Annotated in this window: 22 protein-coding genes and 6 tRNA genes; 17 read left to right on the top strand and 11 right to left on the bottom strand. The window is 65.8% G+C overall.

All coding sequences use genetic code 11. The features are described 5' to 3' along the window. Window positions 1-32: 32 nt before the first annotated feature. From uvrC to NRS07_RS12695, 9 genes are all read left to right on the top strand, one after another. Window positions 33-2,045: an excinuclease ABC subunit UvrC gene (gene uvrC / locus NRS07_RS12735; RefSeq protein WP_259213226.1), complete on the top strand. Its 2,013-nt coding sequence runs from the start codon at window positions 33-35 to the stop codon at window positions 2,043-2,045. A gap of 140 nt (window positions 2,046-2,185) precedes the next feature. Further along, on the top strand, window positions 2,186-2,764 hold the full coding sequence (pgsA, locus tag NRS07_RS12730) for a CDP-diacylglycerol--glycerol-3-phosphate 3-phosphatidyltransferase (protein ID WP_259207447.1): 579 nt from the start codon (window positions 2,186-2,188) through the stop codon (window positions 2,762-2,764). Between the two features lie 101 nt (window positions 2,765-2,865). Next, window positions 2,866-2,941: transfer RNA gene (locus NRS07_RS12725), tRNA-Gly, on the top strand. Window positions 2,942-3,012: 71 nt separating this feature from the next. Continuing rightward, window positions 3,013-3,088, top strand: a tRNA-Gly gene (locus NRS07_RS12720). Between the two features lie 71 nt (window positions 3,089-3,159). Continuing rightward, window positions 3,160-3,235 (top strand) — tRNA-Gly (locus NRS07_RS12715). A gap of 31 nt (window positions 3,236-3,266) precedes the next feature. Then, a tRNA-Gly gene (locus tag NRS07_RS12710) sits at window positions 3,267-3,342 on the top strand. Window positions 3,343-3,415: 73 nt separating this feature from the next. Beyond that, window positions 3,416-3,489: transfer RNA gene (locus NRS07_RS12705), tRNA-Cys, on the top strand. 172 nt (window positions 3,490-3,661) lie between these two features. After that, window positions 3,662-3,835, top strand: a complete 174-nt coding sequence (locus NRS07_RS12700; protein ID WP_259207445.1) for a HypC/HybG/HupF family hydrogenase formation chaperone — start codon at window positions 3,662-3,664, stop codon at window positions 3,833-3,835. 143 nt (window positions 3,836-3,978) lie between these two features. Next, window positions 3,979-4,052 (top strand) — tRNA-Cys (locus NRS07_RS12695). Window positions 4,053-4,127: 75 nt separating this feature from the next. On the opposite strand, the gene NRS07_RS12690 is transcribed toward NRS07_RS12695, so the two are convergent. From NRS07_RS12690 to NRS07_RS12645, 10 genes are all read right to left on the bottom strand, one after another. Next, a complete protein-coding gene (locus tag NRS07_RS12690) occupies window positions 4,128-4,472 on the bottom strand; it encodes a four-helix bundle copper-binding protein (protein ID WP_259207442.1) in 345 nt (114 codons plus the stop codon). 27 nt (window positions 4,473-4,499) lie between these two features. Beyond that, window positions 4,500-4,823 (bottom strand): hypothetical protein, encoded by a 324-nt coding sequence (locus NRS07_RS12685; protein ID WP_259207439.1) that lies wholly within the window; start codon window positions 4,821-4,823, stop codon window positions 4,500-4,502. Window positions 4,824-4,825: 2 nt separating this feature from the next. Next, window positions 4,826-6,688 carry a hypothetical protein gene (locus NRS07_RS12680; protein ID WP_259207438.1) on the bottom strand — a complete coding sequence of 621 codons (1,863 nt, stop codon included), beginning with the start codon at window positions 6,686-6,688 and terminating at the stop codon, window positions 4,826-4,828. A gap of 9 nt (window positions 6,689-6,697) precedes the next feature. Next, window positions 6,698-9,601 carry a caspase family protein gene (locus tag NRS07_RS12675; RefSeq protein ID WP_259207436.1) on the bottom strand — a complete coding sequence of 968 codons (2,904 nt, stop codon included), beginning with the start codon at window positions 9,599-9,601 and terminating at the stop codon, window positions 6,698-6,700. 290 nt (window positions 9,602-9,891) lie between these two features. Beyond that, window positions 9,892-10,290 (bottom strand): hypothetical protein, encoded by a 399-nt coding sequence (locus NRS07_RS12670; protein ID WP_259207434.1) that lies wholly within the window; start codon window positions 10,288-10,290, stop codon window positions 9,892-9,894. 129 nt (window positions 10,291-10,419) lie between these two features. Then, on the bottom strand, window positions 10,420-12,678 hold the full coding sequence (locus NRS07_RS12665; protein WP_259207433.1) for a xanthine dehydrogenase family protein molybdopterin-binding subunit: 2,259 nt from the start codon (window positions 12,676-12,678) through the stop codon (window positions 10,420-10,422). A gap of 14 nt (window positions 12,679-12,692) precedes the next feature. After that, complete coding sequence (locus tag NRS07_RS12660; RefSeq protein WP_259207431.1) at window positions 12,693-13,643, bottom strand: xanthine dehydrogenase family protein subunit M; 951 nt, start codon at window positions 13,641-13,643, stop codon at window positions 12,693-12,695. Next, the gene (gene paoA / locus NRS07_RS12655) at window positions 13,640-14,320 is read right to left on the bottom strand and encodes an aldehyde dehydrogenase iron-sulfur subunit PaoA (RefSeq protein ID WP_259207429.1); all 681 of its coding nucleotides are present in this window, start codon (window positions 14,318-14,320) and stop codon (window positions 13,640-13,642) included. Before paoA ends, NRS07_RS12660 begins: the two co-directional genes overlap by 4 nt. Window positions 14,321-14,442: 122 nt before the next feature. Next, window positions 14,443-15,666 carry a metal-dependent hydrolase gene (locus NRS07_RS12650; RefSeq protein ID WP_259207427.1) on the bottom strand — a complete coding sequence of 408 codons (1,224 nt, stop codon included), beginning with the start codon at window positions 15,664-15,666 and terminating at the stop codon, window positions 14,443-14,445. 99 nt (window positions 15,667-15,765) lie between these two features. After that, entirely contained in the window at window positions 15,766-16,164 is a 399-nt protein-coding gene (locus tag NRS07_RS12645) for a TraR/DksA family transcriptional regulator (protein ID WP_259207425.1), read from the bottom strand. A 269-nt stretch (window positions 16,165-16,433) separates the two neighbouring features. Between NRS07_RS12645 and NRS07_RS12640 the strand changes: the two genes are divergently transcribed. The 3 genes from NRS07_RS12640 (at window position 16,434) to NRS07_RS12630 (ending at window position 19,683) form a co-directional block, all read left to right on the top strand. Further along, a complete protein-coding gene (locus tag NRS07_RS12640; protein ID WP_259207423.1) occupies window positions 16,434-18,266 on the top strand; it encodes a DUF885 family protein in 1,833 nt (610 codons plus the stop codon). 90 nt (window positions 18,267-18,356) lie between these two features. After that, entirely contained in the window at window positions 18,357-18,785 is a 429-nt protein-coding gene (locus NRS07_RS12635; protein ID WP_259207422.1) for a VOC family protein, read from the top strand. Between the two features lie 61 nt (window positions 18,786-18,846). Beyond that, window positions 18,847-19,683: a metallophosphoesterase gene (locus NRS07_RS12630; RefSeq protein WP_259207421.1), complete on the top strand. Its 837-nt coding sequence runs from the start codon at window positions 18,847-18,849 to the stop codon at window positions 19,681-19,683. Between the two features lie 27 nt (window positions 19,684-19,710). Here the strand turns inward: NRS07_RS12630 and NRS07_RS12625 are convergent, their stop codons facing one another. Next, window positions 19,711-21,297 (bottom strand): hypothetical protein, encoded by a 1,587-nt coding sequence (locus tag NRS07_RS12625; protein WP_259207420.1) that lies wholly within the window; start codon window positions 21,295-21,297, stop codon window positions 19,711-19,713. A gap of 288 nt (window positions 21,298-21,585) precedes the next feature. Between NRS07_RS12625 and NRS07_RS12620 the strand changes: the two genes are divergently transcribed. The 5 genes from NRS07_RS12620 to NRS07_RS12600 all read left to right on the top strand — a co-directional run bounded on the left by NRS07_RS12620 (window position 21,586) and on the right by NRS07_RS12600 (window position 25,328). Then, window positions 21,586-23,034: a cytochrome ubiquinol oxidase subunit I gene (locus NRS07_RS12620; RefSeq protein ID WP_259207418.1), complete on the top strand. Its 1,449-nt coding sequence runs from the start codon at window positions 21,586-21,588 to the stop codon at window positions 23,032-23,034. 2 nt (window positions 23,035-23,036) lie between these two features. After that, window positions 23,037-24,056: a cytochrome d ubiquinol oxidase subunit II gene (cydB, locus tag NRS07_RS12615; RefSeq protein ID WP_259207415.1), complete on the top strand. Its 1,020-nt coding sequence runs from the start codon at window positions 23,037-23,039 to the stop codon at window positions 24,054-24,056. After that, window positions 24,056-24,202, top strand: a complete 147-nt coding sequence (locus NRS07_RS12610; protein ID WP_259207414.1) for a DUF2474 domain-containing protein — start codon at window positions 24,056-24,058, stop codon at window positions 24,200-24,202. Before cydB ends, NRS07_RS12610 begins: the two co-directional genes overlap by 1 nt. 97 nt (window positions 24,203-24,299) lie before the next feature. After that, window positions 24,300-25,037, top strand: a complete 738-nt coding sequence (locus NRS07_RS12605; RefSeq protein ID WP_259207412.1) for a molecular chaperone — start codon at window positions 24,300-24,302, stop codon at window positions 25,035-25,037. 18 nt (window positions 25,038-25,055) lie between these two features. Continuing rightward, window positions 25,056-25,328, top strand: coding sequence for a formate dehydrogenase (locus NRS07_RS12600; protein ID WP_259207410.1), 273 nt, complete (start codon window positions 25,056-25,058; stop codon window positions 25,326-25,328). The last annotated feature ends 9 nt before the right edge of the window (window positions 25,329-25,337 follow it).

The following is a 25,337-nucleotide window of genomic DNA, read 5'->3' as shown; positions in this document are numbered from 1 at the left end:
CGGCGGCGTATGTCGCTGCATCAGGCGCGGCCATGCCGGCCGCGCCGTCCAGGCCGGCCCGCGTCCGTGCGCCCAGGAGCCGGGCGCCTGATTCACCGAAGGCGCCGGCGGCGCGCGCCCGGCCGGACAGCTGGCAGGCTGTCAAGGAAGAACTGACGGCGACCCTGGCCAAGGACGCGGGCGAGCCGGTGCGGCCCAGCGCGGGCGCGCGCGAGCGGGTGCTCGAGACGGTGGCCAAGCTGCCCGACCTGCCGGGCGTGTACCGGTATCTCGACGCCAATCAGAACGTGCTCTACGTCGGCAAGGCGCGCAATCTCAAGAAGCGCGTCTCGAGCTATTTCCAGAAGACCCAGTCGAGCGCGCGCATCGCCATGATGGTGGGGCAGATCGCCAACCTGGAAACAACCGTGACCAGCAGCGAGGCCGAAGCGCTGATCCTGGAAAACAACCTGATCAAGTCGCTCAAGCCGCGCTACAACATCTTGTTCCGCGACGACAAGAGCTACCCGTATATCAAGATCTCGAGCGGCGACGCGCCGCGCATGTCGTATTACCGCGGCACGCTGGACAAGCGCCACCAGTATTTCGGCCCGTTTCCTTCGGCCTGGGCGGCCAAGGAATCGATGCAGTTGCTGCAGAAGGTCTTCATGCTGCGCACCTGCGAAGACAGTGTCTATGCCAACCGCACGCGTCCCTGCCTGCTGCACCAGATCGGCCGCTGTAGCGCACCCTGCGTCGACCTGGTCGCGCCGGAGCAATACCTGCTCGACGTCGAGAACGCCGCGCGCTTCCTGCGCGGGCGCCAGAGCGAAGTGCTGGCCGACCTCGAGCAGAAGATGCTGGCCCATGCGATGGCCTTGAAATTCGAGCAGGCCGCCGCCGTCCGCAACCAGATCCAGGCCCTGTCCAAGGTACTGCACGCGCAGAGCATGGAGACGGTGGGCGACGCCGACGTCGACGTCATTGCGGTGGTGGTGCAGGGCGGGCGCGCCTGTGTCAACCTGGCGATGGTGCGCGGTGGGCGCCACCTGGGCGACCGCGCCTATTTTCCGGCGCACGTGGGTGACGCATTGGGCGGCCCCTTGGGAGAATGCCCGCTCGACGTCGAGGTGCTGTGCGCTTTCCTGGCCCAGCATTATTCGGGCCAGTTCATCCCCGGCACCCTGATCCTGAATATCGAATTCGACCAGCCCGAACTGATCATGGCGCTGTCCGAACAATGCGGCCACCGCATCAACCTGATCTTCCAGCCGCAGGGCCAGCGCCGCCAGTGGCTCGAGATGGCCTGCAAGGGCGCCGAGCTGGCGCTGGCACGGCTGTTGTCCGAGCAGGGCTCGCAGCAAGCGCGCACGCGCGCCCTGGCCGACGTGCTGCACCTGGACAGCGAAGACCTGGATACCCTGCGTATCGAATGCTTCGACATCAGTCACACTGGTGGCGAAGCGACCCAGGCCTCGTGCGTGGTGTTCCATCACCACCAGATGCAGAACGGCGAATACCGCCGTTTCAATATCAACGGCATCACGCCTGGCGACGATTACGCCGCAATGCGCCAGGTGCTCACGCGCCGCTACGAAAAAGTCGCCAATGGCGACGGCGTGATGCCCGACATCGTGCTGGTCGACGGTGGCAAGGGCCAGGTCGAGATGGCGCGCCAGGTGTTCGTCGAACTCGGGCTGGACATCGGCATGATCGTCGGCGTGGCGAAAGGCGAGGCGCGCCGCGTCGGCCTGGAGACCCTGATCTTCGCCGACAGCCGCGCGCCGCAAGAACTGGGCAAGGAATCGGCGGCGCTGATGCTCGTTGCCATGATCCGCGACGAGGCGCACCGCTTTGCCATCACCGGCATGCGCGCCAAGCGCGCCAAGGCGCGCCAGGCCTCGCGGCTGGAAGAGATCGAAGGCATCGGCGCCAAGCGCCGCCAGCGCCTGCTGGCCCGCTTTGGCGGCCTGCGCGGCGTGGTCGACGCCAGCGTCGAGGATCTGATGTCGGTGGAGGGTATTTCCAGCACCCTGGCAGAAGAAATCTATCGGCAGCTGCATTGAATTGGGCAGGGGAGCGGCGCCCTTTTCAGTTTCGGACGCCTGCCCGCTGCCGCGCGCACAGATGAGTAACCTAGTCCAATCGGCAATACCGATGTAGACTAGCGGCGCCCACTTTCATTCCCGTAATCAGTGCCTCCCCTATGCCTTTCAACATCCCGATTCTCCTGACCTGGTTACGCGTAGCACTGATTCCCCTCGTTGTTGGCGTTTTCTACCTGCCTACCCCCTGGCTGCCGCTGGCCGACCGCAACCTGGCGGCAACCCTGGTGTTCGCCGTTGCCGCCATTACCGACTGGTTCGACGGCTTCCTGGCACGCCGCTGGAACCAGACCTCGGCCTTCGGCGCCTTTCTCGACCCGGTAGCGGACAAGCTGATGGTGGCGGGCGCCTTGCTGGTGCTGGTACAGCTCGACCGGGTCAATGCGATCATCGCTTTCATCATCATCGGCCGCGAAATCACGATCTCTGCCTTGCGCGAGTGGATGGCCCAGCTCGGCGCCACCAAGTCGGTGGCGGTCAGCTCGATCGGCAAGATCAAGACCGCCGCCCAGATGACCGCGATCCCGATGCTGCTGTTCCATGACGTGCTGTTTGGTATCGACACCCATTACTGGGGCGAATACTTCCTGTGGCTGGCCGGCGTGCTGACGGTCTGGTCGATGTTGTACTACCTGCGCCGCGCCTGGCCGCTCATCAAGGAGAAGGCGGGAAGCGCCTAGCAATGCGATTTCAGAAATGTACGGCGTCATCCTTGACGTATGGAATAGAATCTCTATAATGCCTGCCTGTTGCGACAACATCGCAGCAGGATAGAGACAAAGCGGGAGTAGCTCAGTTGGTAGAGCGCAACCTTGCCAAGGTTGAGGTCGAGAGTTCGAGCCTCTTCTCCCGCTCCAGTTTTCAAGTTGCACGATTCACGGTGATCTTGAAAAAATGTCAAAGTTCTGCGATAATCGATGTTCTGTACGCGGGAGTAGCTCAGTTGGTAGAGCGCAACCTTGCCAAGGTTGAGGTCGAGAGTTCGAGCCTCTTCTCCCGCTCCAGTTTATGTGAATAAGCTGGTGCAAAAGCTCGAAGCAGTCGTAGTAAAAAGCAGTAATAGTAAGACTCCATTGCGGGAGTAGCTCAGTTGGTAGAGCGCAACCTTGCCAAGGTTGAGGTCGAGAGTTCGAGCCTCTTCTCCCGCTCCAAAGAGTGTTACGAAATATGTTGGTCTCCTTAGCGGGAGTAGCTCAGTTGGTAGAGCGCAACCTTGCCAAGGTTGAGGTCGAGAGTTCGAGACTCTTCTCCCGCTCCAGATTCAGGGAAGTCTCCCTTCCCGATCGTTACGGCAGATAACCGGCCGTGTCGATTCTTTCAAGATTACCTCCGGCGAGGTAGCAAAGCGGTTATGCAGCGGCCTGCAAAGCCGTCTAGACGGGTTCGACTCCCGTCCTCGCCTCCAGAAATCACCAGATCGTCTCCGTATCGGGTTGGTGCATCGAGCACTGGCTCCGACTCAGCGTCGGAGCTGCATCGGCGGCGATCTGGCACAGCAGCCTTCCATTCCGCAAATAAATTTCTGCTGCAAGCTCCTGGCTTGCATGTCACGGCATCTGCATCGCTGATCGGGCGGTGTGCACCGTGCGGTCAGCCTGTTCATCATGTCGCCTGGAACTGTTGCGCCAGGCGACTTCGTGATCGTACACGTTGGCTATGCCATCCAGAAGCTCGTTGCCCACGAAGCCAGCACAACCTGGGAACTCATCGACAAGATGCACGGTACGCTACCGCCGGACCAGCATGCATGAGTTATCGATCAGCAATGCCCTGCTAAACCAGGCGTGAGGCGAGGCACCCGCTCGTGAGCTAACACCTGCTTACCGTTTCTGCAATTGTGTTGAGCTTGATGTGGCACACGAGCTGCGGCCCTGACAGGCGCATGATTGGTCTTGGCGAGGTAGCAAAGAGGTTATGCGACGGCCTGCAAAGCCGGAGAGACAGGTTCGATTCCTGTCCTCGCCTCCAGATTCCCTGCAACGGGCCCAGTCGGGCCCGTTTTTTTCCGTGCGCCCGGCTCCAGGAAAAACCGGGCAAGCCAAATCAGATATGCCGTTCTTTCGCGTGCTTGTCGCATTCGGCAGCGCAGCGCTCGCAGGCGGCCTGGCACTGCGCGCAATGCTGGTGCTGCGCCGCGTGTTGCGCGCATTGGGCCGCGCAGGCGCGGCAGATATGGGCGCACAGCGCGCAAAAGTCGCCATGGTGGCCCGAGCCGCGTGCCAGCACGTTCAGGGTCGCCGCACAAATGTCCGCACAGTCGAGATTGATCAACGCGCAGTCGTTCATGCCCTCGCGTATGTCGGCCGCCGCGCAGGCCTGGCAGGCGCGCAGTGCGTCTTCACAAGCGGCGATACACGCCTCGATATTGGCTTTTTCCGATCCGCTCATCGCAGTACTCCTCATGTGTAGGGGAGTTCATCCTAGCGCAACGGTTTCTTGCCGAACGTCCGATACCGCGATGAAAGATTCGTTGCCCTTTTTTGGTTGCAGCATCGGTACGCGTTTGCGGGTATCCGTTTGCGAGACCGGTGCCGTGCGCTGCGGCAGGTAGCCGGACATGACGCTGGCGATCAGCAGCACCAGCATTTGCGGAAAGAAGGCCCATCGATAGGTGCGGCGCATGATGGAATCGATCTGCGACACATGGACACGCTCGTCTTCACGGTCGATTCCCGCGCGGATCGGACTGTCATCGCAGATGCGAATCGCAGTGCAGATCTCGCTCAGTACCTGGTCCATCGCTACCCGGTCGACCCGGTTCCTGACCTGTACTCCCCATTGCGATGCAGCACCTGGAACATCGACTTCTCCATTGCATAGCGGTTGTGGATCACGCGCCAGTACTTGCCACCAGTTGGCGAGGCCATGAAGGCGAGCCGCCGTGCCAGCCGGTCGCTGCCGGCTGCGCTTTTCGAGACGATATAGCGGATCGCGCCATCCGGTCCCAGGATCACGGTGGAGCCCCCGAATACCGGATAGGCGGGGCGGCCTGCCCGTGCCGGGACCATGCAGCGCTGGGTGATTTCCGCCACCAGGTCGAACACGATCTGGCGGTCGGGCCCGATGCGGCGCGAGGCGCGGATCGACGCCACCTGCGGCAATTGTGCCGTGGCCCCTTCGAGTTCAGGGTCGCCATCGGTAGCCAGCCCGAACTCGCGCAGGTGCTCCGGGCGGGTAGCGAATTCGCCCAGCACGCAGGCCTGCCGTTGCAGTTCTTGCGCGCCGGCCGGGTGGGCGGGATCGCCATTGAAGCGCAGATGGGCAAAATCGAGTTCCGTGATCGCGGGTAGCTGGCGCCGCGGCCCGCGCCACAACAGCGCATGTTCGGACAGCGAGCTGACGTGTTCAGGAAAGATGCGACGCTTCATGAACGCATCGATCAGCGCTTCCCGGTAGGCCCAGGGATCGTCCGGCACCAGGTCGTGGTCGGCGGTGACCAGGGCGCGCAGAAATTCGCCCAGGTGGATGTCGACCGGCGGGCAATAGTCGACCGCGCGAATCACCAGGGCCAGGAACTGGCTGGCCAGGCGGCTAGCCGCCCCCGACAGGATATCGGCCAGGTCGTAGGCCAGTTCCCCCGGCGGGATGATGCCCGAACCATGACTGGCCAGGCGCAGATAGCGCGCCGTCTTGCGCCGGAAAACCGTCAGATAGGCTTCGCATACCGCACCGGCCAGTATGCTGCCGATCTCGTGGGACTCGGCCTGCGGATCGTACAGCTGCTCGCTGTCCTCGGCCAGCGCGTCGCGCAGGTAGGGCTTGCCGTTGACCATGCCAAGCTGCTGGGCCAGCCCGGTCAGCCGCCGGGTGTCGTCGAGCATGCCGCGCGAACGGCGAATGGCGACATTGACGACTTCCTTGCAGCTCATGCGCTGGAAGATCGCGACCAGGTCGGCGAAGCCTTCATGAAAGCCCGCTACGTCCGGCCCGGTAGGGATACTGAAATTCCAGCGCAGGCCGTCGAGCAAGGCATGCGTTACCTCGTGCGCGACGACATCGTGCGACAAACAGGTAAAGACCGTCTCGCCTGGCAGCGCGCGCACCGCCCCGGTAGTACCGGGCATCGGTGCGTAGCCGAAGCTGATACAGCCTTCCCATTTATCGTAATAAGCGTTCGGTCCCTGGAAGCCGAACGGACGCAGGTGCAGCGCATGGTCGTCGCGGCGCGGCGTGAATCCCCACGACAGATGACGTCCGAGCGCGTTGCGAAAGCTCGCGTACACGCTGCTGCAGACGGCGTACACCATCTGCTGGTGAAAGCGCGGGTCGGCCGCCGACGGGTCATAGCCACCTTTGAGCAAGGTTTTCACGTCGTCGAGATCGGCTTTCTGGTAGCTCACCCCCTGGCCGTAATCGTGCTCGTCGACCTTGAACAACTGGCCCACCGGGCCGGGCGCCAGCGGCTCGTAGGGCACCTCGATGCACGCGACCTTGCCATCCAGGCGCGAGGCGCTCGGATCGGTGGTCAAAACGTTCAGTGGCCGGTACAGCGGGTCGTCGGCCGCACGCGCATACGGCCCCGGGGTCGGGCGGGTTACCGACGCGGCGACGCGGTAGCGCCGATCCAGCGCGTCACTCGCTAGGTCACCGTGTCCGCGGATCATGGCCGCACCTCAGTGAGGGCCGAATTGCTGCAGCAGTTGCTGCATGCCTTGCAGCAGGTGCTGGACCTCGCCGCTGCGCGACCCCTTGTTTGGTCCCATGACCGCCCAGTCTTGCAACGGGGCCAGCAAGCCTAGGCCCTGCGCCTGCTCGCTGCTGTAGAGGCTGGGTTGCTGGCGTGGGGACGGCCCGAACTCGTGGGTGACCAGCCGGGCGAAGTCGGCGTTGCTGACGCTGCCCGGCGTGCCGGCCAGGCCAGAGAGCACCCGTGTGGCGCGCAAGGTAAATTCTCCCTGGCCACGGCTTTCCCAAGCCTTTTCGCTCGACAGGCAGGCCGAGAACATGACCTCGCGCATCAGCGAAGGGCCGCGCGCAACGGTTCGCGGCGCCGGTTGCGTCGCCCGGTAGCGCCGGTGTGCGTTCTCGAGCTCGTGGCCGGCGACAATGAAGCGCGCGCGTTCGTCGATGCCGCGCCCGGTGTTGTTGGGGGTCTTGCCGACCCCGAAGCGCGAGATCGTCCCCGAGTGGCAGCAGTCCATGAAGCAGGTCAGGTTGACCCCGGCGGGCAGCAAGTCGAATACCCGGCCGACTTCGTCGTCGAGGACCAGGGCGCCAGTCTCGTAGTCTACCGGACAGATCGCCTCGTCCTGGCGCGGCGTGTCGCCGCCAGCTTCATCGCCGTCGAGATCGTCGACCGTGGTGCCATGGCCAGCATACTGGAACACGAGGACGTCGCCCGGCCGGCCGGATTGCACCAGTTCAGTCAGACTGCGCAAGATCGCATCATGGGTCGCATGCTCGTTGAGCAAGGTGGCGATGTCGTCGAAGCCAAGGCGGTGGAGGGTACGTGTCCAGCTCTCGACATCGGCCAGGCACCCGGTCAGCGGATTGGTCGGATAGCGGTTGATGCCAACGCAGAGCGCGCGTCGCCGTCCGTGACCGGCGCCGCTGCTGTAGTCAGGCGGGACCATCTGCGCCCCGTACTGCGGCGGCGCAGGGCGCAAACGGATGTCGGGCGACAGTGCGATCTCCACGCTCCAGGGGTCAAGGCTGCGGCCATCGTCTGCGCCGCTCCTGTACTCGACGATGCGGTCGGCGTCCGAGCGGCCCAGAATGCGGCGCGCGATGCTGCCCATGGTCGGCGCATCGTCGTCGAAGCCGCCGTGCGTGGTCGACTGCGATGCACTGCGCCCCTGTTCCACCGCGCTGCGGGACCAGACCACTTCGGCGCTGGCCGGTTTGCCGTTCAGGCCGAACAGCTTGACCAGTTCACGGTCGGCGCGGATGCTTTCCTCGAGCCCCAGGATCGGGGTCGTGCGCTGCGGCTCGAGCGCGTGGTGGATCAGGTAGAGCAGCGATTTGCGGTATACCCCGGCACAGTTGTCGTCGGTCTCGTAATCCTTGCGCATGGTGTACATCGCCAGTTGCTCGATGCCGGGCGTCTCGGGGCCGATGAGCCTGGCCAGCGTTGCCTTGAACAGGTCGGTGCGAATGGCGGGCGCCATCAGGTGCACGGAGCGGAACGGGCCGGCGCCGAGCTGCAGGACGCGCGCAATGAAATACGCGTGGAAGATGGCGCCAGCACTGTGGCCAAGCGCGTGCAGCTCGATCTTGCCGTGATGTCGGCTGCGCAGTTGCTTGAGTTTCTGGGCGACATAATAAGCGCCACCCTGGGCGCTGCCCTTGCCGTCTCCGCCGACGATGTCGGACGCCGAAGCCAGTTGCGCACTGAGCTTCATGCCGCCCCAGATGCGCGGCCCCCCCAGGCGACGGACGGCATTTTCGATCAGGGGGTCGGACAAGTAGTCGAATACATCGCGCGGCATCTCGCGAGAGATACCGTCGCGCACCCGCCGCAACAACTGGCCTATGGTTTCAAAGACCCCCGACTCCCAGACGAAATAGATTGGATAGACGTTATTCGCCATCCACCAGGCCACGCTTTTCTGGGCGATTGCCAGTCCGGCGGCTTCGTTCACCATGCCGCCATGGGCCTGGATCACGATCCGCAAGGGCATGCCCAGTGCCTGCGCCCGGGTCAGCGCGCGCTCGAGATGCTCCTCGAAGATCGCATCGACGTCACCGGCCGAGGTCGTGTAACGGCCCTCGGCGGAGAATTCCCCCATGGTCAGGTTGACCAGGTGCGGCCGCAGGGCCGCCAGCTGGGCCGCCGTCGGGCCGGCCGCGCGTGCAGCGCCGCCGGACGACGCGGCAGCGCCGGCGCGCTCGCCGGCATCATGCGCATGCGAACAGGCCTCGGCATCGGCAGGATCGCGCGCCGTTGCCGGGATCCTGGCCAGGTCTTCCATCGCCTCGTCGATGGCGCGGACGTCCGGGTCGTCAATCGCGTCGTCGGAAAACGTGTTGCTGCGGCTGCGCGGGTCCGGTTGCGTCGGATGCTCGTGCAGCCGTTCTACCTCTCGCAGGATGGCGTCGTAGTCGATGCTGCTCCCAGGACAGCTCTCGTTGGACATCATGCTGTGGAACATCAGGCTGCCCGGTGCCAGGCCGAAACGGCGCTGGACCTGCGCGATCACGCTCACGACCGTCTTGCGCTGCTCGCCGCCGAAGTGATCGCATCCCTGGTCGAAGTCGCCGATCATCGCGAGCATGAAAGGGCCGGCGTGGCTGTCACCGTTCTGGCCGGTCGCACTCACCGGCGCGGCATTCCAATTGCGGCCCAGCCAGATCAAACCCTCCGGGTCGATCGTGATGTGCTGGGCGATGTCCGACCATTGCCTGGTCTGGGTATGCTCAGTCCACATGCCGACGATCGAATCGTGGCCATTGAACTGGCGATGGCTGGGGCGCCAGGTATGGTGCATGTGGAGCGCATTGATCTTGCGGGTAAAACAGTAGCGGCTAAGCAGTTTGCCGAACTGCGCCAGGGTGAGTCGCTTGAACGGAGCAGGCATCGCGTCCTCCTTGCGGTAACCGGCCGCGACCCCGGCCGTTGGGGGTGTCTTCGCTGCGCGGCAAGCAGGGATGGCCACGAGAGGGCGGCGGCAGCTCTACCGCGGTTGTGCGCGCAGTAGCTTGATTCTGCTCCAAAATCCATAGCAAAAATACACCATCAATTGAACGAAGGTGTAAAAACAACAACGAAAAGCACAACGCTTGAAACGAGATTGACTTTCGCGATGCGGTTACGGCCTCAGCGTGGTAGGCGTGGCAGGCTGCTTGCGCACCCAGAGCTCGCTGCGCCTTACGCCGCTTCCTTGGCAGAGGCAGAGCCAGCGGCGCCGGCTCCCGCGGCAGGCGTTCTTGGCAGGACACGCGCCGGGCGCACCCGTGGCGCAGGCGCGGGCGGTGCGAACGGCCGGATCTGCTCCAGCGTTCCCTCGAACGGCGCCACGCCATCGTCGATCTCGACGGCGTCGCCGCGTGCGCCTCGCAGGAACTGGGCGACCGCGATCCTGACCAGGGTGCGGTTGGTCAGTTCAGCCTTGAGTCCCACCTGGCGGCTGTGGTGCAGATAGCTCGAGACCACACCATCGGGCGCGGTGATTTCGACCGTTTTAGGCAAGGAAAAACCGTAACGCCCGGTGGCCCGGAGCTTGACGAGGCATTTGTCGCCTTGAGGGGTAGGAAAGCAGAAGTTCATGCAGCGATGCTAAGCCCAGCGCGGCGTATGCACGATTCAAAATTGTTCCAAACCGTAACGCGAGAAACAATGGTTTCCCCCCGGGCATGCAATTCTGAATGCGGCCGGCAGGGCGCCGGCCGCAGGGCATTACACTGACAGCGGCATCTTGGTGATCAGCTTGTCGAGCGTGATCGGATACTCGCGTACCCGCACGCCGGTGGCGTTGTAGACCGCGTTGGCGATGGCCGCGGCGACCCCGCAAATGCCCAGCTCCGCGATCCCCTTGGCTTTCATCGGCGAGGACATCGGGTCGGTCTCGTCCAGGAAGATCACTTCCTGGTGCGGAATGTCCGCGTGCGAGGGTACCTCGTAGCCAGCCAGGTCGTGGTTGACGAAGAAGCCGAGCCGCTTGTCGACCGCCAGTTCTTCCATCAAGGCGGCACCGGCGCCCATGGTCATGGCGCCGATCACCTGGCTGCGCGCGGTCTTCGGGTTCAGGATGCGTCCGGCCGCGCACACCGCCAGCATGCGGCGGATCCGCACTTCGCAGGTCGCCGCGTCCACCGCCACCTCGACGAAGTGGGCGCCGAAGGTCGCCTGCTGGAAGCGCTTGTCGATGTCGCCGTATTCGATGAAGTCCTCGGCCACCAGTTCGCGTTCGCCGACCGCTTCGCCCAGCGGCAGGCTGCGCTCGCCGGCACGCACCAGGCCATCGGCGAAGATGGCGCGCGCCGGGTCCATGCCAGCCTTGACGGCGATGGCGTCGCGCAGCTTCATGCAGGCCGCATAGACGCCGGCGGTCGAGTTGTTGCCGCCCCACTGGCCGCCCGAACCGCACGACACCGGAAAGCTCGAATCGCCCAGGCGCACCTTGACCCTGGCCATCGGGATGCCCATCATTTCGCTGGCGGTCTGCGCGATGATGGTATAGCTGCCGGTACCGATATCGGTCATGTCGGTTTCCACCGTCAGGTTGCCGCGCCGGTCCAGGCGCACGCGCGCCGCCGACTTCATGAGCACGTTATCGCGCAAGGCAGCAGCCATGCCCATGCCGACCAGCCAGCGGCCTTCGCGGCGCTGGCCAGGGGCCTTGCGCAGGTTCCAGCCAAAGCGCTCGGCGCCGGTCTGCAGGCATTGGATGAACTGGCGTTTAGAGAACGGTGGATGCGGATCGTGGCTGCTCTTTTGCTTGTCCTTCTTGCCATGCGGGTCGGCGCCCGCGGGATTTTCGGGATTGTCCGGCACCACCTGGGTGTCGTTCAGGACGCGAAACTGTACCGGGTCGATGCCGAGTTTTTCCGCCATCTCGTCCATGGCGATCTCGAGTGCTGCCATGCCGGGCGCCTCGCCCGGTGCGCGCATCGCGTTCGCTTCCGGCAGGTCCATCGTCGCCACCCGGTTGGAAGTCATGCGGTGTGCACCCGCATACAGCGTACGGGTCTGGGTCGCCGCGCTCTCGGGGCCACCGTCCTTGAGGTTGCCCGAAACCGCGTCGTGGCCGATCGCGACGATCTTGCCCTCGCGCGTGGCGCCGATCCGCAGGCGCTGGATGGTGGCCGAACGGTGGGTGGTGTTATTCGGGATCAGCGCCCGCTGCAGCATCACCTTGACGGGACGGCCCACGGCCCTGGCGCCCAGCGCGGCCATGACGGAATCGGCGCGCGTGAACAGCTTGGAGCCAAAGCCGCCGCCGATGAAAGGCGACATCACGCGCACCTTGGACTTCGGAATGCCAAGCGTCTTGGCCAGGTCGGAGGTATTCCAGTCAATCATCTGGTTCGAGGTCCACAGGGTCAGGCGGTCGCCGTCCCAGGCGGCGATGCTGGCATGCGGCTCCATCATCGAATGCGACTCGTGCGCGGTGGTGTACTCGGCATCGAGCCGCACCGGGCTCGACGCAAAGGCGCCGGTGAAGTCGCCGACCCGGGTCTCTGCTGTCGCGCCCTTGGGGGCGGCGGCCTTGTTCTTGACCGCGTGCAGGTCGAACACGCCCGGGTCGCGTTCGTAGCGCACGCGCACCAGGTGGGCGGCGGCGCGCGCCTGTTCGTAGGTGTCGGCCACCACCAGCGCAACGGCCTGATGGTAGTGCTCGACGCGCGGGCCGGCCAGCAGCATCGCGGTGTTGTATTTGCCCTTGTGGAGCTTGCCAGCATTCTCGGCGGTGACGATGGCCAGCACGCCCGGGGCGGCCTTGGCCGCGGCCAGGTCCATCGAGACGATGCGGCCGGTGGCGATGCTGGCACCAAGAATATAGCCGTGGGCCTGGTTCGGCACCACGTCATGGCGGTCCATCGCATAGGGCGCGGTGCCGGTGGTCTTGTACGGACCGTCGATGCGGTCGATAGGCTGGCCCACGACCTTGAGCTGGTCGATCGGGTTGGTGCTGGCGGGTTCGTTGAATTTCATGGCAGTCCCTGTAACTAGGCTTTTGCTTGAGCAATGATCGCGGCTAGCGTGCGTTCCACGAGCGGCAGCTTGTACGCGTTGTCATGCGTGGTACGGGCGCCTTGCAGCAGCGCGCCGGCGAAGGCCTGGGGCCCGCTGGAGAACGCCGCTTCGGCCGCTTCCACGCGCCATGGCTTGTGGGCGACGCCCCCCAGCGCAACCCGGCCGCTACCGTCCGGCTGGACGATCGCGGCCACCGACACCAGCGCGAAGGCATACGAGGCGCGGTCGCGCACCTTGCGGTACACCTGAAGGCCGCCGGCGGGAGCTGGCAGCGTCACCGCGGTGATCAGTTCGCCGGGCTGCAGGTTGTGGTCGAGGTGCGGCGTCTTGCCGGGCAGGCGGTGGAAGTCGGCGATCGGGATGATGCGGCTGCTGCCGTCCGGCTTGATGGTTTCGACCTGGGCATCGAGCACGCGCATGGCCACCGCCATGTCGCTCGGGTGGGTGGCGATGCAGGCGTCGCTGTGGCCGACGATGGCATGCAGCCGGCTGAAACCGGGCAGCGCGCTGCAGCCGCTGTCCGGCTGTCGCTTGTTGCAGGGCTGGTTGGTATCGTAGAAATACGGGCAGCGGGTGCGCTGCAGCAGGTTGCCGCCGGTGGTGGCCTGGTTGCGCAGCTGGCCCGAGGCGCCGGCCAGCAGGGCGCGCGCGAGCACGCCATAGTCGCGCTTCACCGTGGGGTCATTGGCCAGGTCGGAATTGCGTACCAGCGCGCCAATGCGCAAACCGCCGCCCGCGATGGGCTCGACGCGGTCGAGCGCGAGGTCGTTTACGTCGATCAGGTGGCTCGGGGTTTCGATCTGGAGCTTCATCAGGTCGAGTAAATTGGTGCCGCCCGCAATGAAGCGCGAACCGGGGATGCGGGCCGCCGCGGCCGCGGCCTCAGCCGGTGTGCCCGCGCGTTCGTAGGTAAAGGCTTTCATTGCTTGGCTCCCGGCGTTGCAGAAGGTGCCTGTCCAGGCATGCCGGCTACTTCGGCAATTGCTTCTTGGATATTCGAATACGCACCGCAGCGGCACAGGTTGCCGCTCATGCGCTCGCGAAATTCCATGTCGCCGGGCTCGATGGCGGCGTTCAGGTCGGCCGTGACGTGGCTCGGCATCCCGGCCTTCACCTCGGCCAGCATGCCGACGGCCGAACAGATCTGGCCGGGGGTGCAAAAGCCGCACTGGAACCCGTCGTGCTTGATAAAGGCTGCCTGCAGCGGATGCAGGCTGGTGGGCGTGCCCAGGCCCTCGATGGTCGTGATGTCGTGGCCTTCCTGCATCACCGCCAGCGTCAGGCAAGATGTGGTGCGGCGGCCGTCGATCAGCACCGTGCAGGCGCCACACTGGCCCTGGTCGCAGCCCTTCTTGGACCCGGTCAGGTGCAGGCGCTCGCGCAGGGCGTCGAGCAAGGTGATGCGCGGATCGACCATCAGCTGGTGCTCGGTACCGTTGACCCGCAACAGGATGCTCATGGTGGCGGGCGTGGTCGACGCGGTCGGCTGGGCGGCGGCGGCGGCCACCGCTTGCGGCGCGAAGCCGGAGGCGGCGGCGCCACCCACGGCAGCCGTCGAGGCCTTGAGCAATTGTCGCCTGTTGGGATCGAAGTCGGGCATTGGTATTCCTCTTTAGTTGGTGGGCAGCGAACGTGGTCGTTGCCGGTGCTGGCGTATCCACCAAGATAGCGCTTTTCGCAACTTGGCGGCGGGCGGTTCACTCCGGTGCGCGTCAAGCACAGTCATTCGATGGCTGGCGCTGGCGCCAGCAGGTCGGCGCGCGGATAGCCCCACTGCGCCACGGGGGCGGGGCAGGGCTGGCCGGCCCGTTCGGCATAGGGCAGGGTCGAGAAATTCGGCTGGCCCGGTGGGCTGAAGCGCAAGTCGGTCGCGTTGCCGCCAAGCAGAGACGGCGCCCGCGCAAAGCGCAGCCAGGCATCGAGATGGCAATTGCTGCGCTGCAGGCGGCGCAGGGCGGCCAGGCTGCCGGTTTCGTCGGACTTCCAGGCGAGCCTCGGCGAGCGCGCAGCCGGCTCTCCGCCGAAACGCGCCGGACAATGCGCCACCGGTGCGATGCCCGGCGCCAGGCTCAGCACCCCGACCCGGATGTCATAGCTGCCATCGTCCGGTCCTTCGCTGATGGTAATGAACGACCAGCACAGCGGATTGGCGGGAAAGGGGGACAGTGGAATGTCGAGCACGCGGCTGCCCGGAGCCACCTGGGCGAGCGCGGCGCTGGCCTGGCTGTGCGCCAGTTGCCCGGCGACGGTCTGGATGCCGACAAAGCCGACGCACACGGCGATTGCCGCGAACAGGCCGGCGCGCGCACCGGCGCGCAGGCTGGCGGCGGCGACCAGCAACGCGATCAGCGCCAGCGCTGCCAGCGAACCCCATTGCAACAGCCCGAGCCCGGCGAGCAGGGGCGGCATGGCACAGAAAAACCCCAGCACCAGGCGGCCGGCCAGGCGGGTGCGGGCGCACAGCGCCAGTCCCACCCCGAGCGCGGTCCAGAACACCGGCTCGACGATGAACACCACGTCGCCATAAAGCCAGCGCGCATCGAAGGGATAGAAGGGATGGAGGCCATAGGCGTTCAGGGCGTCGAACAACAGGTGCAGCAGCATCCCGAGCAGGGCGGTTCCGAGTACCGCGCGGCGCGCGAGCTGGTCCGAGCGCATCAGCCGGCGCGCCCCGGGCCACAGCAGCCAGGCCAACACCAGCAGCAGCGCTACCTGCGGCAGCGCATACAGCAGGGTATGGGTATGGCCGCGGTGGTGAATCAGGTAGCCCAGCGGCGCAGCCAGCAGCGGCGTCAGGACCAGATCGAGGTCGGGGAAGTTACTGGCCAGCAGGCCGGTGGCGAGCAGGACACGGCGCCGCAGCTTGGCATGGGCCGGCTCGACAGGCGCCGGCAGCGCACGGTCCACCAGTTCTCCCAAGGCCAGGCCGACCAGCGAATGCGTCATGTTATCCATCGAGCAAGCTTACGCTAAGGATAACTTTTGAGGCGGACGGCAAGCGTGGGAGAGCGCGTCGGCCAGGCGCCACCGGCGGCACCAGCGGCACTACATGGACGGGCCGCGTCCGGTGTGCTGGTCTTTCTCGAGCTGTTCCTGGCAGGCGATGCACAGGCGCACCGTCGGCGTGGCCAGCAGGCGCGCCTCCGGGATATCGCAGCCGCACGATTCGCAGATGCCGGCGCCGCCCGATTCGAGTTTGCCGATGGCGACCTCGATCTCGCGCAGCAGCGCCGTTTCGTGTTCGGCCAGGTGCTGCTCGATGTGGCTGATCATTTCCGATTGCGGCGCGTCGTCTGATTGCCCCTGGTGGGCCAGCGGCCCGATCGCCGGTGCTTCGTCATCGTCTGAGGCGGTGCGCGAGCGCACAGTCTCGAGCAGATCGGCGCGGGCCTCGTGCAGGCGCTTGTTGAGTTGTTCGCTTACCGATGGGGAAAGAGGCGGCATTGTTTATCCTGTAAAGACGGTGAGGGGCCGGCCCTTCCAGCTGCGAATGGGCCCGTGGTCAAGATGCGTACTGCTGTCGAATCGAGTCTAAACGATAAGGCGCGCGGCGCGCGCACGGAGCGCCACCACAGGCTCGCGCCGGGTCGGGCCGCACCTGTACATACTGCGCGCGCGTTGTTTGTCGAGCCCGTTCCATGGTAGATTCGCCGGCGCCAAAGCACGGTACCCGAACCTGCTTCACACGATCAACGACAAGGAAGTCAACCACGATGCCATCTCTTCGCCAGCGCAGCCTGCGCGCCCTCGTCGGCGCCCTGTTCCTCCCTGCCGCAGTCGCTGCAGCAAGCCTGCCTGCGGCGGCAGTCGCGGCCCCCGCTGCGCAGGCCGCCGCCGTCAAGCCGAACAAGGCCTTCGATACCTGGTCCGAGAAATTCGCCGAGGATTGGGTGCGCCTTAGCCCGCAATCGGCGACGTCGACGCAATATTTCGGCGGCCCCGAACAGGCTAGGCTCGACCGTGAGCTGACGCCCTTGACCCGCGCCCATCGCGACAAATCGGTGGCCATGGCCCGGGCTGGCCTGGCGCGCCTGGACCAATGGATGGCAGGGCCGCTCGAAGAAGGCCAGCGCGTCTCGGCCGCCGTGATGCGCTGGACGCTGCAAAACGTCGTTGCCAACGAACCCTTCGACGACCACGCCTTCATCTTCTCGCAGTTCAGCGGCGTGCAGGTCGGCCTGGTGAACTTCATGACCACCACCCACCCGCTGCGCAATCCGCGGGATGTCGACAGCTATCTGGCACGCTTGGAGCAGATCGATACCCGCATGGACGAGGCGCTGGTCCGGGCGCGCGGCGCCGCGGCCAAATCGCTGATCCCGCCGCGTTTCATCCTCGAGCGCGCGCAATACCAGGTCGATACCTTCCTCAAGCCGGCGGCCGCCGCCAACGTGCTGGTTACCTCGCTGGCGCAGCGCACCGAGAACATGGAAGGCCTCAGTGCCGAACAGCGCCAGGCGGCGCTGGCCCGCGCCAGCCACATTGTCGACGCGCGCATCCGCCCGGCCTACCAGCGGGTGCAGGCATTCCTGGCCGAACTGCACCCGCGCACCGGCGACGTGGCCGGCATCTCGCGCCTGCCCGGCGGCGCCGCGGCCTATGCCCGCGCGGTCGAGAACTTCACCAGCACCAGGCTGACGCCGAACCAGATCCACGAGATCGGCCTGCGCGAAGTGGCGCGCATCGAAGGCGAGATGGACCGCCACCTGCGCGCCCTCGGGCTAAGCCAGGGCAATATCGAAACGCGCATGAAGCAGCTCGATGCGCGCTTCCAGCCCAAGGGCGAGGGCGATCCGCGCCCGGCGATCCTGGCCGGCTATGTCGAGATGGTCAAGGACGCCGAACGCAGGAGCGCTGCGCTATTCAACCTGAAACCGCGCGCACCGGTCGAGGTGCGCCGCGAGCCGCCACTGACCGAACCGTCGGCCGCCGCGCACTATTCGACGCCGGCCCCGGACGGCACCCGTCCGGGCATCTTCTGGGTGCCGCTGCGCGGACCGACTTTCGACATGATCCGCATGCGCAGCCTGTCCTACCACGAAGCGGTACCGGGCCACCACTTCCAGCTGGCGATCCAGCAGGAGCTGACCGGCATCCCGAAATATCGCAGCCAGCGCATCTTCAGCGGGGGCAGCGCGCACTCCGAGGGCTGGGCGCTGTACACCGAGCGCCTGGCGGTCGAGCAGGGATGGTACGACGGCGACTTGCCTGGCCTGCTGGGCGCACTCGGCTCGGAACTGTTCCGCGCCCGGCGCCTGGTGGTCGATACCGGCCTGCACGCGAAAGGCTGGACCCGCCAGCAGGCAATCGACTACGGCATCGGCGCGCAGGAAGTCGAACGCTACGTCGCCTGGCCGGGGCAGGCCAACGCCTACATGATCGGCATGCTGCGGATCATCGAGCTGCGCGAAAAGGCGCGCAAGGAATTGGGCGACAAGTTCACGCTGCCGGGCTTCCACGACCTGGTGCTGGGGGCGGGCTCGGTGCCGCTCGATGTGCTGGGCGAGCTGGTCGACAGCTGGATCGCGCGCCACAAGAATTCCTGAACACCGGTGCGGTTGCAGTGCGCCGTTTTTGCTCCTACACTGCCGGCGTACAGACAGGTTTTTCATGAACGTCTTCTCCAGGAGCGCAGCATGGAAACAATGCAATTGCATCGTGGACGCCTGATCGATCACGTCCAGCTGGTGGTACGCGACTTGCCGGCGTCGCAGGCTTTCTACAAGGCGGTGTTCGAGGTGCTCGAGGTGCCGCTTGGTGGCACCGGCGAGGGCTGGTTCTGGTATGACGAACTGTTCGTCTCGAGCGTCGACAGCGAAGCGGCGGCGGGCGTGACCACCGGGCGCCATCACCTGGCCTTCCAGGCGCGCGACCGGCAAATGGTCGAGGCTTTTCATCGCGCGGCCCTGGCCGCCGGCGGCCACGACAATGGCGGCCCCGGCGAACGCGCCTACCACCCGGGCTATTACGCGGCCTTCGTGCTCGACCCGGACGGCAATAACATCGAAGCCGTCCACCACGGCCAGGCCCGCCGCAGCGCGCCTTCGGTCGTTATTACATTCTGAGCGCCCAGGCAGGCTAGTAGCGGGCGCGGCCGGCGGCGAAAGCCGCTATACTGCGCCGACCATGCGCATCCAGCTTTTCTCCGACCTGCATCTCGAACGCTACCCGGCCTTCGCGCCGCTGGTCGCGCCCGACACCGACGTCGTCGTGCTGGCCGGCGACATCGGCTCCTACCAGGCTGGCTCGCGCCTGGCCACCGACGACTTCGGCCTTGAACGGTTCTCGCCACTGCGCCCTGGCGCGCCGTCAGCGCGGGTGCTCTACATTCCAGGCAACCACGAATTCGATGGCCTCGAGTTCGAGCATGCCTATCTGCGCTTGCGGGCCACCTGCGACGCCCTCGGCATCGAATGGCTCGACCGTGAAACGATCACCATCGGGCAGGTTCGCTTTATCGGCACCACGCTGTGGAGCGATTTCGACGCACTGGCGCAACAGGAACCATTGCTGGCCAAGCAGTTGCAGCGGCGCGAGAAGGCTTTTCGCGCCGCCAATTACTATTTGTCGAAGAACACCACGCTCAAGGATGGCGTTCCGGTGCTGGCCGAAGGCCTGCGCGCGATGTCGCTCGAGTGCCAGGACTGGCTGCGCGGCGCGCTGGAGCTGCCCTTCGACGGCGCCACCGTGGTGGTCACCCATTTCGCCCCCAGCCTGCAAAGCGCCGACCCGCGCTACGGCCTGGTTCCCGGCACGGCCGGTTTTTGCAACGCGCTCGACGCGCTGTTTCCGTTGGCCGACGTCTGGATGCACGGGCACTTGCACTGTGCCAACGACTACACCGTGACGGGAACCAGGCAGGACGGCCGGCCCTGGTCGTGCCGCGTGCTCGCCAATCCGCTTGGCTACCTGAGCAAGGGCGAGCAGGATGCTTTCCGGCCCGCCCTGGTCGTCGAACTCTGAGCCGCTGCCGGGCTCACCATAGCGGCCTTAGCGTGCGGATTTTGCGCGGTAATACGCTTTCTGGCCCTGGGCGCGGACCGTTCGGCACAGCTTGGCCGCCTCGGCTGCCGCCTGCCGGACAGCGTCGACGGCATCCGGGGCATCCCTGAGCGCATCGATGGTCTGCTGCGCCGCCGGCGTGGCTGCCAGCGCCAGGCCGAAGGTTGCCGACACCGCCAGTTCAGCCGCCAGTTGATCGACTCCCCTGGCCGCGAGCTCCGCCGCCGCCGCCGCATTCGCCACCTGCGCCTTGGCCAGGGCTATCGCGGTCTCGCTGCCGGTTGCCACCAGCGTCAGGAAATCGAGCGCGGCCTGGCTGCCGGATCGGTTGACCAGGTCACCCAGGTGGATCAGGACGGCGTGCCTGGCATTGAAGGCGGCGCGGCCAGCGCGCGCGCTGCGCACGAAGTCGAGCAGCGGTTCGACGGCGGCCGGGCTTGCGATGAAGCAGAGCGTGGTCACGATCTCGGGCAGGAACTCGTCGTGCCGTTCGGGCTCGTCGACCAGCCATTGCAGCAGCAGCCTGGCGTCGTTTTCCGTATATTGCGAGGCGAGCTCGTAGGGAATGCCTTCGATCCAGTGGCGCGTGACGAAATCGCGGACATCGGCCGGCGCATCGATGCCTTCGACCTCGCAAGCGCAGGCCGGCATCACGCTGCCGACGCCGGCGAGCGTGACGGGGCCAGCCAGGAAGCGCTCGGACTCGGCGTCGTTGACCACGTTGTGGTCCGAACCGATGCTCGGGTACATGACCGCCCGCCGCTCGTCGGCGCGGTGGCCGATACCGGCATTATGGCCATATTCATGCACCCAGAGAATGCCTTCCTGGTCGGGCGTGAAACGCACCGCGGCGACGTTGACCGTCGGGCTTCCGAGCGGCGCGCAGCCGATGATCGAGCCACCGGGGCCGCCGCACCAGCGGATCGCCTGGACCAGCTTGATCCCGGTGCCCGCATTGAGCAGGTCGAGCAGCTGGGCTTCGGTCTGGATGCTGGCGGCGATCGTCGCCGGCAAGACCTTTACCGCGCCGTCGCGCACGAAGCGCACCCGGGTCGCCACGTCGGTGCCGGAGTCCGCGTTCTGGAGCGTGCTGCCCATGTCGGCCAGGATGCGGTCGGCGTCGGCCTCGCTCAGGGCGACGCTGGCGTGGCGCTGCACGGTCACCTGCACCGTCCTGGTCGGCGGGTTGGCCGGATTGACCACCAGGTAATCGACGAACAAGGGAATGTCTTCGTTCCAGTCGATCGACACCCAGATATCGACGCCGCCGGCGCGCGGCGCCACATTGTGCACGGTGTAGCGGGCTCCTCCGATGAACTTGCCTTCGTCGCGCCCGCCCGGCATGCCCTCGCCGACCGCCACGAACACCTGCGAGCGTGCACTCAGGTCTGCCCAGTTCAGTCGCAGCAGCCACTCGCCATGCCGGCTCCCCCAGTCATGCCGGTAGGTAAAACCCATCCCGTCGAGCCCGGGCGCCAGCGCGGTCGCAGCAAGCTGTGCCTCCGCAATGCCCGGCCTCGCCTGGCCCAGGCTGGACCGCGCCAGCCTTGGTTCGATACGATCATCTTCCGACATGATTATCTCCTTTGCACGTGCTAACGACCCCGCCAGGGGGATGGGGCGCCGGCATGCCTGCCGCCAGGGCGGCGAGTATTGCCGGGGCTGCTTGAGGCGATCCCAATATAGACAAGGGCAGGGCAGGAATCGAAAACATTCGCCGCAGGTTTAACCTGCCTCAGTCGGCGTGGTTTTTTCGATGTGCCGCGCGCGGCCGACCGCGACGGCGTAGCAAAAAAACACGGTCCTGTCGTGCGCAACAGCGCGGCGTGCTAGATTCGGGTCACCCCTGACTAAGGAGCCGGCATGTTCGGTTTTTCCGCGTTGGACCTGGCACGCATCCAGTTTGCGTTCACGATGTCCTTCCACATCCTGTTTCCGGCAATTACCATCGGCCTGGCCAGCTACCTGGCGGTGCTCGAGCTGTGCTGGCTGCGCACCGGGCGCCAGGTATTCGTTGACCTCTACCATTACTGGCTCAAGATCTTCGCCGTCACCTTCGGCATGGGCGTGGTGTCGGGCATCGTGATGGCCTACCAGATCGGCACCAACTGGAGCACGCTGTCAGAATATGCCGGCAGCATCCTGGGACCCCTGCTGGCCTACGAAGTGCTGACCGCATTCTTCCTCGAGGCCGGTTTTCTCGGGGTGATGCTGTTCGGCTGGACCCGGGTTGGCCCCGGCCTGCATTTCGCGGCGACCTGCGCGGTTGCGCTGGGCACCTTGATCTCGGCCACCTGGATCCTGGCTGCCAACAGCTGGATGCACACTCCGCAGGGCTATGCCATCGAAAACGGGCGCATGGTACCGCTCGACTGGAGCGCGATCGTCTTCAATCCATCCTTCCCTTACCGCCTGGTGCACATGGTGCTGGCTGCCTATCTGTGCACCGCACTGATCGTGGGCGCTGCGGGCGCCTGGCAACTGCTCAGGGGGCGCGACCATCCGGCGGTGCGCAAGATGCTGTCGATGGCGATGTGGATGATCCTGGCGGTCGCCCCGCTGCAGGCGGTGGTGGGCGACTTCCACGGACTCAACACCCTCAAGCACCAGCCGGCCAAGCTGGCGGCGATGGAAGGGCACTGGGAAAACGCGCCGGGCGCGGCGGTGCCGCTGCTGCTGTTCGGCGTGCCCGACATGGCGCAGGAACGCACCCGCTACGCCATCGGCATCCCGCATGCCGGCAGCCTGATCCTCACCCACAGCTGGGCCGGCCAGATTCCGGGCCTGAAGGAGTTTCCGCGCGAGGGGCGACCGAATGCCCTCATCGTGTTCTGGAGCTTTCGCATCATGGTCGGCCTGGGGCTGCTCATGATCGTGCTCGGCGCGTGGAGCCTGTGGCTCAGGCGCAAGGGGCGGCTCTGGAATACACGGCCCTTCCTGCGTTTCGCGCTATGGATGGGACCGGCCGGACTGGTCGCGATCCTGGCTGGCTGGATCACCACCGAGGTGGGACGCCAGCCCTGGGTGGTGTACGGGGTGCTGCGCACCGCCGACGCAGTCTCGCCGCATGGCGCCGGACCGCTGGCATTCACACTGGCCTTGTTTGTAGTGGCCTATTTCTTCGTGTTCGGCACTGGCACCGCCTATGTGCTGCGCATGATTCGCAAGGGCCCGCAGCACGTCGACCTGCAGCGCCCGACCGAGGGCGGTCCCGGCGAGCAGCGCACGCCGATGCGGCCAATGTCGGCGGCCGATGTCGGCACCGACGATGGCGACGACGGTCCGGCCGGCCCTGCCGCGCAAGGGCGCTAGCCATGGGCATCGATACCTCCGTCGTGTGGTCCATCATTATCTTCTTCGCCGTCTTCATGTACGTGCTGCTGGACGGCTTCGACCTGGGGATCGGCATGCTGTTCCCGCTGACGCCCGACAAGCGCGATCGCGACACCATGATGAATACCGTGGCGCCGGTCTGGGATGGCAACGAGACCTGGCTGGTGATGGGCGGGGCAGGGCTGATGGCGGCCTTTCCGGTGGCCTATGCCATCATCCTGTCGGGCCTGTACCTGCCGCTGGTCTTCATGCTGATCGGGCTGGTGTTTCGCGGCGTCGCCTTCGAGTTCCGCTTCAAGGCCATGGAGCACGAGCGCCATCTGTGGGACAAGGCGTTTATCAGCGGCTCGGTGCTGGCCTCGTTCTTCCAGGGCGTCGCGCTGGGCGCCTTCCTCGATGGCATCACGGTCTCGGGACGCAGCTATGCCGGCGGTCCGTTCGACTGGATCGCGCCGTTCCCGCTGCTGGCGGGCTTCGGCGTCATGATCGCCTACCTGCTGCTGGGCGCGACCTGGCTGATCATGAAGACCGAGGATCAATTGCATGCGCGCATGGTGCGACTGGCGCGCCCGCTGGCGCTGGCGCTGCTGGGCGCGATCGTCATCGTCAGCATCTGGACCCCGCTGCGCGACCCGGCAGTGGCCACGCGCTGGTTCAGCTTTCCGAACATCGCGTTGCTGGCCCCGGTGCCGGTGCTGGTACTGGTCGCCGTCGCCTTGCTGCTGCGTTCGCTCAAGGGTACGGGGGCACAATTGCCGCAGCGGCTGCCTTTCGTCGCGGCGCTGGCCCTGATCTTCCTCGGCTACAGCGGCATGGCGATCAGCATCTGGCCGCACATCGTGCCGCCGGCAATTTCGATCTGGGAGGCCGCCTCGCCGCCCGGCAGCCAGGTTTTCACGCTGGTGGGCACGCTGTTCATCCTGCCGGTCATCCTGATGTACACGTTCTGGTCGTACTGGGTATTTCGCGGCAAGGTCAAGTCCGATGCGGAGTATCACTGATGGCCGCCCCCCGGGCGCGCCCCGGCCGGCGCGAATGGCTGCGCCGGATCGGCTGGATGGTCGCGCTCTGGGCAGGCGGCGTAGCGACGCTGGCGGCGCTGGCTTACCTCATTCGCGCGATCATGCAGGCAATCGGCATGCACTAGCCAGGGTCCTGGGGCGGCCCATTGGTCAACCGTGCGCGGCCTGCAGCGCGCGAAGGTTACACTTCTCATCACCCTTTGCCCACTGGAGTTCAGCACCGTGCCCCATCCCGACGCGCCGTCCATCGACCGTCCCGCTGCTTCCGTGGCGCCTGCTACTGCGTCTGCTTCCGTGCCGGCACCTGCATCCACCACCGCGTTCACCGCGATCGCCATGCCCTTGTCGGGCGAAGACCAGGCCCGCGCCGACCTGTACGCGCTGCTGGCGCGGCTGTTGCTGGCTGCGCCCGACGGCGCGCTGCTCGCCGCACTGGCCCATGCCGATCCGATCTGCGCCGAAGGCGGCGACCCGGCGCTTGAACGCGCATGGGAGCAATTAAGCACCGCGTCGAGCGTCATGGAGCCTGACGTCGTCTCGGACGAATTCGATACCCTTTTTATCAGCATCGGCTCGCCCCCGGTCAATCCGTATGGTTCACGCTACCTGTCCGGCTTCATGAATGACACGCCGCTGGCCGAACTGCGCGGCGACCTGGCGAAATACGGTGTCCAGCGGGTGCGCGGCGTCGGCGAGTTCGAAGATCACCTCGGATCGCTGTGCGAAGTCATGCGGGTGCTGGTCGCTGGTGCCCCGGCACCATTCAGGCTGGCGCGCCAGCCGGTGGCGCACCAGCAGCAATTTTTCGAGGCCCACATCGCGCCCTGGTATGCGCGCTGCGTGGCCGATATCGCGGCCGCACAAGGCGCCAATTACTATCGGCTGGTCGCGCAGCTTGCCAAGGCTTTTCTCGACATCGAAGCGGAAGCCTTCGCGGTCGGGGCAGCCGTCCCCGATTAACCCCAAGAGGCAATAGTCATGAAACAGCAACCTCAAGCTCAGGAACTGGCGCTGCAAGAGGCCGCCGCGCCCGCGAGCCAAGCCGATCTCTCCAGCCCCGCACCCGACCGCGCGCGCCGCAGCTTCCTGCGGGCAGCGCCCCTGGGGGCGCTGGCGGTGGTGACCGGCACGGCCGGCGCGGCCGAAGTGCCGGCGGCCGCGCCGCCAGCCGCGCCCGATCCGCAGCGCAAGCGTGGCTACCACGAAACCGATCACATCCGCCGTTATTACCAGACCGCCGCTTATTGGTAAGCAGCACCA

The sequence above is a fragment of the Massilia sp. H6 genome, from assembly GCF_024802625.1.
Lineage (GTDB): Bacteria > Pseudomonadota > Gammaproteobacteria > Burkholderiales > Burkholderiaceae_D > Telluria.
The sequence above is the reverse complement of the archived record's forward strand: the minus strand, read 5'-3'. Positions and strand labels throughout refer to the sequence as shown.

What these genes read in the sequence shown, in the direction of transcription:
- uvrC (WP_259213226.1), top strand. Translation starts at nt 33, where the DNA reads ATGCCGGCCGCGCCGTCCAGGCCGGCCCGCGTCCGTGCGCCCAGGAGC.
- pgsA (WP_259207447.1), top strand. Translation starts at nt 2,186, where the DNA reads ATGCCTTTCAACATCCCGATTCTCCTGACCTGGTTACGCGTAGCACTG.
- NRS07_RS12690 (WP_259207442.1), bottom strand. Translation starts at nt 4,472, where the DNA reads ATGAGCGGATCGGAAAAAGCCAATATCGAGGCGTGTATCGCCGCTTGT.
- NRS07_RS12685 (WP_259207439.1), bottom strand. Translation starts at nt 4,823, where the DNA reads ATGGACCAGGTACTGAGCGAGATCTGCACTGCGATTCGCATCTGCGAT.
- NRS07_RS12680 (WP_259207438.1), bottom strand. Translation starts at nt 6,688, where the DNA reads ATGATCCGCGGACACGGTGACCTAGCGAGTGACGCGCTGGATCGGCGC.
- NRS07_RS12675 (WP_259207436.1), bottom strand. Translation starts at nt 9,601, where the DNA reads ATGCCTGCTCCGTTCAAGCGACTCACCCTGGCGCAGTTCGGCAAACTG.
- NRS07_RS12670 (WP_259207434.1), bottom strand. Translation starts at nt 10,290, where the DNA reads ATGAACTTCTGCTTTCCTACCCCTCAAGGCGACAAATGCCTCGTCAAG.
- NRS07_RS12665 (WP_259207433.1), bottom strand. Translation starts at nt 12,678, where the DNA reads ATGAAATTCAACGAACCCGCCAGCACCAACCCGATCGACCAGCTCAAG.
- NRS07_RS12660 (WP_259207431.1), bottom strand. Translation starts at nt 13,643, where the DNA reads ATGAAAGCCTTTACCTACGAACGCGCGGGCACACCGGCTGAGGCCGCG.
- paoA (WP_259207429.1), bottom strand. Translation starts at nt 14,320, where the DNA reads ATGCCCGACTTCGATCCCAACAGGCGACAATTGCTCAAGGCCTCGACG.
- NRS07_RS12650 (WP_259207427.1), bottom strand. Translation starts at nt 15,666, where the DNA reads ATGACGCATTCGCTGGTCGGCCTGGCCTTGGGAGAACTGGTGGACCGT.
- NRS07_RS12645 (WP_259207425.1), bottom strand. Translation starts at nt 16,164, where the DNA reads ATGCCGCCTCTTTCCCCATCGGTAAGCGAACAACTCAACAAGCGCCTG.
- NRS07_RS12640 (WP_259207423.1), top strand. Translation starts at nt 16,434, where the DNA reads ATGCCATCTCTTCGCCAGCGCAGCCTGCGCGCCCTCGTCGGCGCCCTG.
- NRS07_RS12635 (WP_259207422.1), top strand. Translation starts at nt 18,357, where the DNA reads ATGGAAACAATGCAATTGCATCGTGGACGCCTGATCGATCACGTCCAG.
- NRS07_RS12630 (WP_259207421.1), top strand. Translation starts at nt 18,847, where the DNA reads ATGCGCATCCAGCTTTTCTCCGACCTGCATCTCGAACGCTACCCGGCC.
- NRS07_RS12625 (WP_259207420.1), bottom strand. Translation starts at nt 21,297, where the DNA reads ATGTCGGAAGATGATCGTATCGAACCAAGGCTGGCGCGGTCCAGCCTG.
- NRS07_RS12620 (WP_259207418.1), top strand. Translation starts at nt 21,586, where the DNA reads ATGTTCGGTTTTTCCGCGTTGGACCTGGCACGCATCCAGTTTGCGTTC.
- cydB (WP_259207415.1), top strand. Translation starts at nt 23,037, where the DNA reads ATGGGCATCGATACCTCCGTCGTGTGGTCCATCATTATCTTCTTCGCC.
- NRS07_RS12610 (WP_259207414.1), top strand. Translation starts at nt 24,056, where the DNA reads ATGGCCGCCCCCCGGGCGCGCCCCGGCCGGCGCGAATGGCTGCGCCGG.
- NRS07_RS12600 (WP_259207410.1), top strand. Translation starts at nt 25,056, where the DNA reads ATGAAACAGCAACCTCAAGCTCAGGAACTGGCGCTGCAAGAGGCCGCC.